The sequence below is a fragment of the Streptomyces sp. NBC_01197 genome (genome assembly GCF_036010505.1).
Taxonomy (GTDB): Bacteria; Actinomycetota; Actinomycetes; order Streptomycetales; family Streptomycetaceae; genus Streptomyces.
Map to the genome: position 1 here is coordinate 6,517,543 of NZ_CP108569.1, position 11,728 is coordinate 6,529,270.

Sequence of the window (11,728 nt, forward strand, 5' to 3'; positions counted from 1 at the left end):
TCAACCGTGGCTTCCACGAACGACCTCAAGAACGGCCTGGTGCTCAAGCTCGACGGGGGCCAGCTCTGGTCCGTCGTCGAGTTCCAGCACGTCAAGCCCGGCAAGGGCCCGGCTTTTGTGCGCACCAAGCTCAAGAACGTGCTTTCCGGCAAGGTCGTCGACAAGACGTTCAACGCCGGTGTGAAGGTCGAGACGGCCACCATTGACCGGCGCGACATGCAGTTCTCGTACATGGACGGCGAGTACTTCGTGTTCATGGACATGGACACCTACGACCAGCTGATGGTCGACCGCAAGTCGGTCGGTGACGCGGCCAACTTCCTCATCGAGGGCTTCACCGCCTCCGTTGCCCAGTACGAGGGCGAGGTGCTCTACGTCGAGCTCCCGGCCGCGGTCGAGCTGACGATCCAGCACACCGACCCGGGTGTCCAGGGCGACCGTTCCACCGGTGGCACCAAGCCCGCCACCCTGGAGACCGGTTACGAGATCGGTGTCCCGCTCTTCATCACGACCGGCGAGAAGATCAAGGTCGACACCCGATCCGGTGATTATCTCGGCCGGGTGAACAGCTAACCGTGGCTGCCCGGAACACGGCGCGCAAGCGCGCCTTCCAGATCCTCTTCGAGGCCGACCAGCGCGGGGCGTCCGTGCAGACGGTCCTCGCGGACTGGATCCGTCACGCCCGGACCGACGACCGGCAGCCACCGGTCAGTGAGTACACGATGGAGCTCGTCGAGGGGTACGCGGAGCACGCGGACCGTATCGACGAACTCATCGCCACCTACGCGGTGGGCTGGACCCTCGACCGGATGCCGGTCGTCGACCGCAACATCATCAGGCTCAGCGCCCATGAGCTGGTGTGGGTCGACGGGACGCCGGACGCCGTCGTGATGGACGAGGCGGTGCAGCTCGCCAAGGAGTTCTCCACCGACGAGTCGCCGGCCTTCATCAACGGTCTGCTCGGCCGGTTCAAGGACCTCAAGCCGAGCCTGCGCCGCGACTGAGGCCCCGTCACGGAACCTGCTCATCCAGGCCCGGAGCGGAAGATGAACAATCTTCTGCTCCGGGCCTGGTGCGTTCCGCGGGCCGTGCCCTAGGTTGCGCGCATGGCTGATCCCGGTGAACAGTCCAGAGATCCAGGCCCCGCGGGGGCCGGGGCGTACACGCCCGCCGACCGGCGCGTCCTCGACCGGCTCGGCGCCCTGCGCGCGGCCGATCTGCCCGTCAGGGGCGGACGCACCATGGCGTACGTCTACGACTCGGGCCTGCCGGGCATCGAGGAGCTGGCCAACGCGGCGGCCGCCGCGTTCGCGGGCGTCAACGGCCTCGACATGACGGCCTTCCCCAGTGTGGTCTCCCTGGAGAACGACATCGTGGCGCGCACCGCCCGGCTGCTCGGCGGCGGTCCGAAGACCGCCGGCACCTTCACCAGCGGCGGTACGGAGAGCTGCCTGCTCGCCGTCCTCACCGCGCGCGAACACGCGCTGCGCACCCGTGGTGTCACCGAGCCCGAACTGGTGCTGCCCGAGACCGCGCACGCTGCCTTCCACAAGGCCGCCGCGCTCTTCGGGCTCAGGACCGTGGTGGTCCCGGTGGACCCGCTGACCTACCGGGTGCGCGCCACCGATCTCGCGGCCGCTCTCACCGGCCGCACCGCACTCGTGGTGGTCTCCGCACCCTCGTACGCCCATGGGGTGATCGACCCGGTCGCGGAAGCCGCCGCCGAGGCGGCCCGGCACGGCGTGCTCTGCCACGTCGACGCCTGCATCGGCGGCTGGTACCTGGGGCATCTGCGGCTCTCCGCCGATGCGCCGGCGCTGCCGCAGTTCGACCTCTCCGTGCCCGGTGTCACTTCGCTCTCGGTCGACCTGCACAAGTACGGATATACGGCCAAGGGCGCGTCGGTCCTGCTGTTCAGGGACGCCGAACTCCGCAGGCACGGCTGGTTCGCGCACGCTTCGTGGCCCGGCTACCCGGTGGTCAACGCCACCCTGCAGGGCACCAAACCCGCCGGGCCGCTGGCTGCCGCGTGGGCGGTGCTGGAGCGGATCGGTACCGACGGGTACACGGCGCTTTCGCTGCGCGTCCACCAGGCGGTGACGGGGCTCATCGCGGGCATCGGCGGCATCGACGGGCTCCGGGTCCTGGGCAGCCCGGACTCCTCGCTGCTCGCGGTCGCCGCCGACGGGCCGGGCATCGACCCGTTCGTGGTGGCGGACGAGATGCGCGGCCTGGGCTGGTACGTACAGCCGCAGCCCGCCTTCGCGGGCTCACCGGCCAGTCTGCATCTCACCGTGACGGCGGCGATGGCGGGGGAGGAGACCGTACGGAAGCTGCTCGGCGCGCTGACCGAGGCGGTCGCCGCGGCCGCGGTCACCGGGCCCGCCGCTGCCGATCCTGCGGTGCTCGCCGCTGCCTCGGCACTCGACCCGGAGACCCTCACCCCCGATGAGGCGGCGCTCGCGGTCGACTTCGCCGGGGTGGGGGAGCGGGGGGAGCTGCCCGGGCGGATGGCGCCCGTCCTCGCGGTGCTCCAGGCGCTGCCGCCGAAGCTCGCCGAACGGCTGCTGCCCGAACTCGTCGGCCGGCTCTACCGGCCCACGGGCGGCTGACGGCGGGGACCGGCTGCGGGGCTGACGGCGGGCCGGCCGCCCCGGGAGCCGGAAACCCGAAGGGCGGCCACCGGCATCCGGGCCGGCCGCCCCGGGAGCCGGAAACCCGAAGGGCGGCCACCGGCATATGCGGGGCCGCCCTTCGGACGAGACGTTTCTTCTGTTGAACGATCCGCGAGAGGCTCAGCCCTCGTCGTGCGCGACCGCGCGACGGGCGTCCGCGTCCAGCACACCCCAGCTGATCAGCTGCTCGGTGAGGACCGAGGGGGACTGGTCGTAGATGACGGCGAGTGTGCGCAGGTCGTCCTGGCGGATCGACAGCACCTTGCCGTTGTAGTCGCCGCGCTGGCTCTGGATCGTGGCCGCGTAACGCTGGAGCGGCCCGGCCTTCTCCGGCGGGACGTGGGCGAGGCGCTCCAGGTCCAGGACGAGCTTCGGCGGCGGCTCGGCCGCTCCGCCCGGTGTGGTGCCCGGCAGCAGCTCCTGCACCGGAACCCCGTAGAAGTCCGCCAGCTCGGCGAGGCGCTGGACGGTCACGGCGCGGTCACCACGCTCGTACGAACCGACCACTACGGCCTTCCACCGGCCCTGGGACTTCTCCTCGACACCGTGGAGGGAAAGGCCCTGCTGGGTGCGGATGGCACGGAGCTTGGCCCCGAGCTGTTTTGCGTATTCGCTGGACATATGGCTCCCCGGACGCTGAGATGCACTGCGGCTACGCCGCGCGGCTGGTAACTCACTGTGAGGTTACGCAGCGTTACTTGGATGCGTCAAGCCGAATGGTCCGGACCGGCCCGGACCTGGGCTGGAACGCCCGGTGCGCCCCTGGTACGGTGGCTGTTGTAATTTCGACGTCCTTTAAGGTCCGTCCCGTGAGGCGGAGAAGGAGGTCCGTTTTCATATGGACACCAGCAGTGCAAGTTCAGCCAGTGCAGGTTCAGCCAGTGTCGGCTCAACCCGTTCCGGCTCAGGCACTGGCTCCCCCGACAGCGGTGGTTCCGGCGCGCGCCCCGTCCTGGAGGCCCCGGACATCGCACGGGTACTGACCCGTATCGCTCACGAGATTGTCGAACGCGCCAAGGGCGCCGAAGACGTCGTGCTCCTCGGCATCCCGACCCGCGGTGTGTTCCTGGCCCGCAGGCTCGCGGCCAAGCTCGAAGAGATCACCGGCCGCACGGTCCCGGTCGGCTCCCTGGACATCACCATGTACCGCGACGACCTGCGGATGCGGCCCGCCCGCGCGCTGGCCCGTACGGACATCCCCGCGGACGGCGTCGACGGACGCCTGGTGGTCCTCGTCGACGACGTGCTCTTCTCCGGCCGTACGATCCGCGCCGCGCTGGACGCCCTGGGCGACATCGGCCGCCCGCGCGCCGTGCAGCTCGCCGTCCTCGTCGACCGCGGCCACCGTGAACTCCCCATCCGCGCGGACTACGTCGGCAAGAACCTCCCCACGTCGCTGCGGGAGACGGTCAAGGTCCAGCTCGCCGAGGAGGACGGCCGCGACACGGTCCTGCTCGGTACCGAGCGGACCGCCCCGGCCGGCGGCCGTTAGCTCCTCGTCCCGTACGGCCCGCGACCCGGGCCGCGGAGCTGTGCCCGCCCGCCCGTCACATCCCCGAATCCTGCGCGCCCTCCCCGCGAAAACATGGAGAACACCCAGATGAAGCGCCACCTCATCTCGGCCGCCGATCTCACCCGCGACGACGCCGTCCTGATCCTCGACACCGCCGAGGAGATGGCCCGGGTCGCCGACCGGCCGGTCAAGAAGCTTCCGACCCTGCGCGGCCGGACCGTCGTCAACCTCTTCTTCGAGGACTCGACCCGGACCCGTATCTCCTTCGAGGCCGCCGCCAAGCGCCTCTCCGCCGACGTCATCAACTTCTCCGCGAAGGGCTCGTCGGTCTCCAAGGGCGAGTCACTCAAGGACACCGCGCTGACCCTGGAGGCGATGGGCGCCGACGCAGTCGTCATCCGGCACGGCTCATCCGGGGCCCCGTACCGGCTCGCCACATCGGGCTGGATCGACGGCGCGGTCGTCAACGCGGGCGACGGCACCCACGAGCACCCCACCCAGGCGCTCCTCGACGCGTTCACCATGCGCCGCAGGCTGGTCGGGGCCGACACCGGCACAGGGCGCGACCTCGAAGGCCGCCGCATCACCATCGTCGGTGACGTGCTGCACAGCAGGGTCGCCCGGTCCAACGTCCATCTGCTGCACACCCTCGGCGCCCGGGTGACGCTGGTCGCGCCGCCCACCCTGGTACCCATCGGCGTCGAGCACTGGCCCTGTGAGGTCTCGTACGACCTCGACCGGGTGCTCCCCGACTCCGACGCCGTCATGATGCTGCGCGTACAGCGCGAGCGGATGAACGCGGCCTTCTTCCCCACCGAACGCGAGTACTCGCGCCGCTACGGCCTGGACGGCGACCGGATGGCGCGGATGCCCGGCGACTCCATCGTGATGCACCCCGGACCGATGAACCGCGGGATGGAGATCACCGCCGACGTCGCCGACTCGGACCGCTGCACCGCCGTCGAGCAGGTCGCCAACGGCGTCTCGATCCGGATGGCCGTCCTCTACCTGCTGCTGGGCGGCTCAGAGCCCGCCACGACTTCCCGTACCGAGGAGAGCAAGTAATCATGAGCAAGACCCTGATCCGTGGTGCGAAGGTGCTCGGCGGCCGGCCGCAGGACGTCCTGATCGACGGCGAGACCGTCGCAGCGGTGGGCTCCGGCCTCTCCGCCGACGGCGTCGATGTCATCGAGGCGGACGGCCGGATCCTGCTGCCCGGCCTGGTCGACCTGCACACCCATCTGCGCGAGCCGGGCCGTGAGGACTCCGAGACCGTGCTCACCGGTACCAAGGCCGCCGCCGCCGGCGGATTCACCGCCGTCCACGCCATGGCGAACACCTTCCCCGTCGCGGACACCGCCGGCGTGGTGGAGCAGGTCTGGCGCCTGGGCAAGGAGTCCGGCTACTGCGACGTGCAGCCCATCGGCGCCGTCACCGTCGGACTGGCCGGCAAGCAGCTCGCCGAACTCGGCGCGATGCACGAATCGGCCGCAGCGGTCCGCGTCTTCTCCGACGACGGCAAGTGCGTGGACGACGCCGTGATCATGCGCCGCGCCCTGGAGTACGTGAAGGCCTTCGACGGTGTCGTGGCCCAGCACGCCCAGGAGCCCCGGCTCACCGAGGGTGCCCAGATGAACGAGGGCGTCGTCTCCTCCGAACTGGGGCTCGGCGGCTGGCCCGCCGTCGCCGAGGAGTCGATCATCGCCCGCGATGTGCTGCTCGCCGCCCACGTCGGCTCCCGGGTGCACATCTGCCACCTGTCGACAGCCGGTTCCGTGGAGATCGTCCGCTGGGCCAAGTCCAAGGGCTGGAACGTCACCGCCGAGGTGACCCCGCACCACCTCCTCCTCACCGACGAGCTGGTCCGTACGTACAACCCCGTCTACAAGGTCAACCCGCCGCTGCGCACCGAGTCCGATGTGATGGCTCTGCGCGAGGCGCTCGCCGACGGCACGATCGACTGCGTCGCCACCGACCACGCCCCGCACCCGCACGAGGACAAGGACTGCGAGTGGGCCGCGGCCGCCATGGGGATGGTGGGCCTGGAGACCGCCCTCTCCGTCGTCCAGCAGACGATGGTCGACACCGGTCTCGTCGACTGGGAGACCGTCGCCGACCGGATGTCCTTCCGGCCCGCCGCCATCGGCCGCCTGACGGGCCACGGCCGGCCGATCGCCGCCGGTGAGCCCGCGAACCTCACGCTGGTCGACGCGGCTTACCGTGGTGAGGTGGACCCCGCGGGCTTCGCCTCCCGCAGCCGCAACACCCCGTACGAGGGCCGTGAGCTGCCGGGACGCGTCACCCACACCTTCCTGCGGGGCAGGGCAACGGTCGTGGACGGGAAGCTGGCGTGACACCTCTCATCAATCTTCACCTCGCACATCTTCAGCTGGCGGCGGAGCAGAAGTCGGCTGACGTCACCGACTGGTCGGGCCGCATCGGCTGGATCGTCGGCCTGCTGCTCCTCGTCGCGCTCGTCTACTGGCTGATGCGCGAGGGCTGGAAATGGCGGGGGACGCTCCAGAGCGACCTCCCTGAGCTGCCCAGCGCGCCGGACGTACCGGGTACGGCCAGACTGGAGATGAGCGGCCGGTACCACGGCTCGACCACGGCCGGGCAGTGGCTCGACCGGATCGTCGCGCACGGCCTGGGCACCCGCAGCAAGGCCGAGGTGACGCTCACGGACGAGGGCGTGGAGGTCGTACGCCCCGGGGCGAGCGACTTCTTCATCCCGGCCGCGCGGCTCCGCGAGGCCCGGCTCGACAAGGGCATCGCGGGCAAGGTCCTCACCGAGGGCGGCATGCTGATCATCACCTGGGAGCACGGCGACAAGCTGATCGACTCCGGTTTCCGCTCGGACCGGGCAGCGGAACAGGCCGCCTGGGTCGAGGCCGTCAACGCCGTGAGCCACCCGGCGGGCGCCACCGCTACCGCTGACAGCACCACGAGTACCACGCACCACCCGATCACGACGGAAGGCACCGCACGATGACGATCTCCAGCCCGGGGAACGCCTCGGAGAGGACAGCGGCGTCCCCCGCCGTACTCGTCCTGGAGGACGGCCGGATCTTCCGCGGCCGCTCCTACGGGGCCACCGGGGAGACCTTCGGTGAAGCGGTCTTCAACACCGGGATGACCGGTTACCAGGAAACCCTCACCGACCCCTCGTACCACCGCCAGGTCGTCGTGATGACCGCCCCGCACGTGGGCAACACCGGCGTCAACGACGAGGACGACGAGTCCGCGAAGATCTGGGTCGCCGGTTACGTCGTACGCGACCCCGCCCGTATCCCGTCGAACTGGCGCTCACGCCGCTCCCTCGACGACGAGCTGGTGAAGCAGGGCATCGTCGGCATCAGCGGCATCGACACCCGGGCCCTCACCCGGCATCTGCGCGAGCGCGGCGCCATGCGTGTCGGCATCTTCTCCGGCAACGCCCTCTCGGACGAGGGCATGCTCCTCGCCAAGGTCCGGCAGGCGCCCGAGATGAACGGCGCCGACCTCTCCGCCGAGGTCGCCACCACCGAGACGTACGTGGTCCCGGCCGTCGGCGAGAAGAAGTTCACCGTCGCCGCCATCGACCTCGGCATCAAGGGCATGACCCCGCACCGGTTGGCCGAGCGCGGCATCGAGGTGCACGTCCTGCCCGCCACCGCCACCGCCGACGACGTGTACGCGATCGACCCCGACGGAGTGTTCCTCTCCAACGGCCCCGGCGACCCCGCCACCGCGGACCTGACCGTCATCAAGGCCGTCCTGGAGCGGAAGACCCCGCTCTTCGGCATCTGCTTCGGCAACCAGCTGCTCGGACGCTCGCTGGGCTTCGGCACATACAAGCTCAAGTACGGCCACCGCGGCATCAACCAGCCGGTGCAGGACCGTACGACCGGCAAGGTCGAGGTCACCGCGCACAACCACGGCTTCGCCGTCGACGCGCCCCTCGACCAGGTCTCCGACACGCCCTACGGCCGCGCCGAGGTCTCCCACGTCTGCCTCAACGACAACGTGGTCGAAGGACTCCAGCTGCTCGACCAGCCGGCCTTCAGCGTCCAGTACCACCCCGAAGCAGCCGCAGGCCCGCACGACGCCGCGTACCTCTTCGACCGCTTCACGTCTCTGATGAACACAGCCCAGATGGAGGGCCAGCGTGCCTAAGCGCACCGATATCCAGTCCGTCCTGGTCATCGGGTCCGGGCCGATCGTCATCGGTCAGGCCGCCGAGTTCGACTACTCCGGCACCCAGGCCTGCCGGGTGCTCAAGTCCGAGGGCCTGCGGGTCATCCTGGTCAACTCCAACCCGGCCACGATCATGACCGACCCGGAGATCGCCGACGCCACCTATGTCGAGCCGATCACCCCGGAGTTCGTCGAGAAGATCATCGCCAAGGAGCGCCCCGACGCCCTGCTGCCGACCCTCGGCGGGCAGACCGCGCTCAACACCGCGATCTCCATGCACGAGCAAGGTGTCCTGGAGAAGTACGGCGTCGAGCTGATCGGCGCCAACGTCGAGGCGATCAACAAGGGGGAGGACCGCGACCTCTTCAAGGGCGTCGTCGAGGCCGTGCGGGCGAAGATCGGGCACGGTGAGTCGGCCCGCTCGGTCATCTGCCACTCGATGGACGACGTCATCAACGGCGTCGACGAGCTCGGCGGCTACCCGGTCGTCGTCCGCCCCTCCTTCACCATGGGCGGCGCCGGTTCCGGCTTCGCGCACAACGAGGAGGAGCTGCGCCGGATCGCCGGACAGGGCCTGACGCTCTCGCCGACCACCGAGGTGCTCCTGGAGGAGTCCATCCTCGGCTGGAAGGAGTACGAGCTGGAGCTGATGCGCGACAAGCACGACAACGTCGTGGTCGTCTGCTCCATCGAGAACTTCGACCCGATGGGCGTGCACACCGGCGACTCGATCACCGTCGCCCCGGCGATGACGCTCACCGACCGCGAGTACCAGCGGCTGCGGGACATCGGTATCGCGATCATCCGCGAGGTAGGTGTCGACACCGGTGGCTGCAACATCCAGTTCGCCGTCAACCCCGAAGACGGCCGGATCATCGTCATCGAGATGAACCCTAGGGTCTCGCGTTCGTCCGCGCTGGCATCCAAGGCGACCGGCTTCCCGATCGCGAAGATCGCGGCCCGGCTCGCCGTCGGCTACACGCTGGATGAGATCCCCAACGACATCACGGAGAAGACGCCGGCGTCCTTCGAGCCGACGCTCGACTACGTCGTCGTGAAGGTGCCGCGGTTCGCCTTCGAGAAGTTCCCGGCAGCCGACGCCACCCTCACCACCACTATGAAGTCGGTGGGCGAGGCCATGGCGATCGGCCGCAACTTCTCCGAGGCGCTCAACAAGGCGCTGCGCTCGTTGGAGAAGAAGGGCTCGCAGTTCACCTTCGTGGGCGACCCCGGCGACAAGGCCGAGCTCCTGGAGACGGCCAAGGTCCCCACCGACGGCCGGATCAACACGGTCATGCAGGCCATGCGGGCCGGCGCCACCCCGGACGAGGTCTTCGAGGCGACGAAGATCGACCCGTGGTTCGTCGACCAGCTCTTCCTGATCCTGGAGCACGCCAACGAGCTCGCCGCCGCCGAGAAGCTGGACCCCCAGCTGCTCGCCGACGCCAAGCGCCACGGGTTCTCGGACGCCCAGATCGCCGGGATCCGTGACCTGCGCGAGGACGTCGTCCGCGAGGTGCGGCACGCGCTGGGGGTACGCCCGGTCTACAAGACGGTCGACACGTGCGCCGCCGAGTTCGCCGCGAAGACCCCGTACTTCTACTCCTCGTACGACGAGGAGAGCGAGGTCGCACCGCGCGAGAAGCCCGCCGTGATCATCCTCGGCTCAGGTCCCAACCGCATCGGGCAGGGCATCGAGTTCGACTACTCCTGCGTCCACGCCTCCTTCGCGCTCAGCGACGCGGGCTACGAGACGGTGATGGTCAACTGCAACCCGGAGACGGTCTCCACCGACTACGACACCTCCGACCGGCTCTACTTCGAGCCGCTCACCCTGGAGGACGTACTGGAGATCGTGCACGCGGAGACGCTGGCCGGGCCCGTCGCCGGTGTCATCGTCCAGCTCGGCGGCCAGACCCCGCTGGGCCTGGCGCAGGCGCTCAAGGACAACGGCGTGCCGGTCGTCGGCACACCCCCCGAGGCGATCCACGCCGCCGAGGACCGCGGCGCGTTCGGCCGCGTCCTCGCCGAGGCCGGACTGCCCGCCCCCAAGCACGGCACCGCCACCACCTTCGACGAGGCCAAGGCCATCGCCGACGAGATCGGCTACCCGGTCCTGGTCCGCCCCTCGTACGTGCTCGGCGGCCGCGGCATGGAGATCGTGTACGACGAGACCCGCCTCTCCTCGTACATCGAGGAGTCCACCGAGATCAGCCCCACCCGCCCGGTGCTGGTCGACCGCTTCCTCGACGACGCGATCGAGATCGACGTCGACGCGCTCTACGACGGCACCGAGCTCTACCTCGGCGGCGTCATGGAGCACATCGAGGAGGCCGGGATCCACTCCGGCGACTCCGCCTGCGCGCTGCCCCCGATCACCCTCGGCGGCTTCGACATCAAGCGGCTGCGCATCTCCACCGAGGCCATCGCCAAGGGCGTCGGCGTCCGCGGACTGATCAACATCCAGTTCGCGCTGGCCGGCGACATCCTCTACGTCCTGGAGGCCAACCCGCGCGCCTCCCGTACGGTGCCCTTCACCTCGAAGGCCACCGCGGTCCCGCTGGCCAAGGCCGCGGCCCGCATCTCGCTCGGCGCGACCGTCGCCGAGCTGCGCGCCGAGGGCATGCTCCCGGCGGCCGGCGACGGCGGCACCCTGCCGCAGGACGCGCCGATCTCCGTCAAGGAGGCCGTGATGCCGTGGTCGCGCTTCCGCGACATGCACGGACGCGGCGTCGACACCGTCCTCGGCCCGGAGATGCGCTCCACCGGCGAGGTCATGGGCATCGACTCGGTCTTCGGCACCGCGTACGCGAAGTCGCAGGCCGGGGCGTACGGGCCGCTGCCCACCAAGGGCCGCGCGTTCATCTCGGTCGCCAACCGGGACAAGCGCTCGATGATCTTCCCGGCCCGTGAGCTGGTCGCGCACGGCTTCGAGCTGCTCGCCACCTCGGGCACCGCCGAGGTGCTGCGCCGCAACGGCATCAACGCGACCGTGGTCCGCAAGCTCAGCGAGGGCGAGGGCCCGGCCGGTGAGCGGACCATCGTCCAGCTCATCCACGACGGCGAGGTCGACCTCATCGTCAACACCCCGTACGGCACCGGCGGCCGGCTCGACGGCTACGAGATCCGCACCGCGGCCGTGGCCCGCTCGGTGCCCTGCCTCACCACGGTCCAGGCGCTGGCCGCGGCTGTCCAGGGCATCGATGCGCTCAACGGCGGCGACGTCGGCGTCCGTTCCCTCCAGGAACACGCACGCCATCTGACCGCCGCACGCGAGGTCTAGCAGCCCACGAGGGGGACACCGGAAACGGTGTCCCCCTCTTCATGAGCCCCCGTCCATGAGTTCCCGCCCGGGGGCTCGTCA

At 70.0% G+C, this 11,728-nt stretch carries 10 protein-coding genes; 9 read left to right on the forward strand and 1 reads right to left on the reverse strand.

Going from position 1 to position 11,728, the window contains the following annotated elements:
* Positions 1 to 6 precede the first annotated feature (6 nt).
* The 3 genes from efp to OG452_RS30005 all read left to right on the forward strand — a co-directional run bounded on the left by efp (position 7) and on the right by OG452_RS30005 (position 2,612).
* On the forward strand, positions 7 to 573 hold the full coding sequence (efp, locus tag OG452_RS29995; RefSeq protein ID WP_164264558.1) for an elongation factor P: 567 nt from the start codon (positions 7 to 9) through the stop codon (positions 571 to 573).
* 2 nt (positions 574 to 575) lie between these two features.
* Entirely contained in the window at positions 576 to 1,004 is a 429-nt protein-coding gene (gene nusB / locus OG452_RS30000) for a transcription antitermination factor NusB (RefSeq protein WP_327298681.1), read from the forward strand.
* Between the two features lie 102 nt (positions 1,005 to 1,106).
* Entirely contained in the window at positions 1,107 to 2,612 is a 1,506-nt protein-coding gene (locus tag OG452_RS30005) for a pyridoxal phosphate-dependent decarboxylase family protein (RefSeq protein WP_327298682.1), read from the forward strand.
* Positions 2,613 to 2,795: 183 nt separating this feature from the next.
* Here OG452_RS30005 and bldD read toward each other — a convergent pair whose 3' ends face one another.
* Positions 2,796 to 3,296, reverse strand: a complete 501-nt coding sequence (gene bldD / locus OG452_RS30010; RefSeq protein WP_014157378.1) for a transcriptional regulator BldD — start codon at positions 3,294 to 3,296, stop codon at positions 2,796 to 2,798.
* Between the two features lie 217 nt (positions 3,297 to 3,513).
* On the opposite strand from bldD, the gene pyrR reads away from it, so the two are divergent.
* From pyrR to carB, 6 genes are all read left to right on the forward strand, one after another.
* Positions 3,514 to 4,167, forward strand: coding sequence for a bifunctional pyr operon transcriptional regulator/uracil phosphoribosyltransferase PyrR (gene pyrR, locus OG452_RS30015; RefSeq protein ID WP_327298683.1), 654 nt, complete (start codon positions 3,514 to 3,516; stop codon positions 4,165 to 4,167).
* A 108-nt stretch (positions 4,168 to 4,275) separates the two neighbouring features.
* Positions 4,276 to 5,253, forward strand: a complete 978-nt coding sequence (locus OG452_RS30020) for an aspartate carbamoyltransferase catalytic subunit (protein ID WP_327298684.1) — start codon at positions 4,276 to 4,278, stop codon at positions 5,251 to 5,253.
* A 2-nt stretch (positions 5,254 to 5,255) separates the two neighbouring features.
* Entirely contained in the window at positions 5,256 to 6,542 is a 1,287-nt protein-coding gene (locus OG452_RS30025) for a dihydroorotase (protein ID WP_327298685.1), read from the forward strand.
* Positions 6,539 to 7,180: a PH-like domain-containing protein gene (locus OG452_RS30030; protein ID WP_327298686.1), complete on the forward strand. Its 642-nt coding sequence runs from the start codon at positions 6,539 to 6,541 to the stop codon at positions 7,178 to 7,180. Before OG452_RS30025 ends, OG452_RS30030 begins: the two co-directional genes overlap by 4 nt.
* Positions 7,177 to 8,343 (forward strand): glutamine-hydrolyzing carbamoyl-phosphate synthase small subunit, encoded by a 1,167-nt coding sequence (gene carA, locus OG452_RS30035; protein WP_327298687.1) that lies wholly within the window; start codon positions 7,177 to 7,179, stop codon positions 8,341 to 8,343. Before OG452_RS30030 ends, carA begins: the two co-directional genes overlap by 4 nt.
* Positions 8,336 to 11,647, forward strand: a complete 3,312-nt coding sequence (gene carB / locus OG452_RS30040; RefSeq protein WP_327298688.1) for a carbamoyl-phosphate synthase large subunit — start codon at positions 8,336 to 8,338, stop codon at positions 11,645 to 11,647. The genes carA and carB overlap by 8 nt, the downstream gene beginning before the upstream one ends.
* Positions 11,648 to 11,728 lie beyond the last annotated feature (81 nt).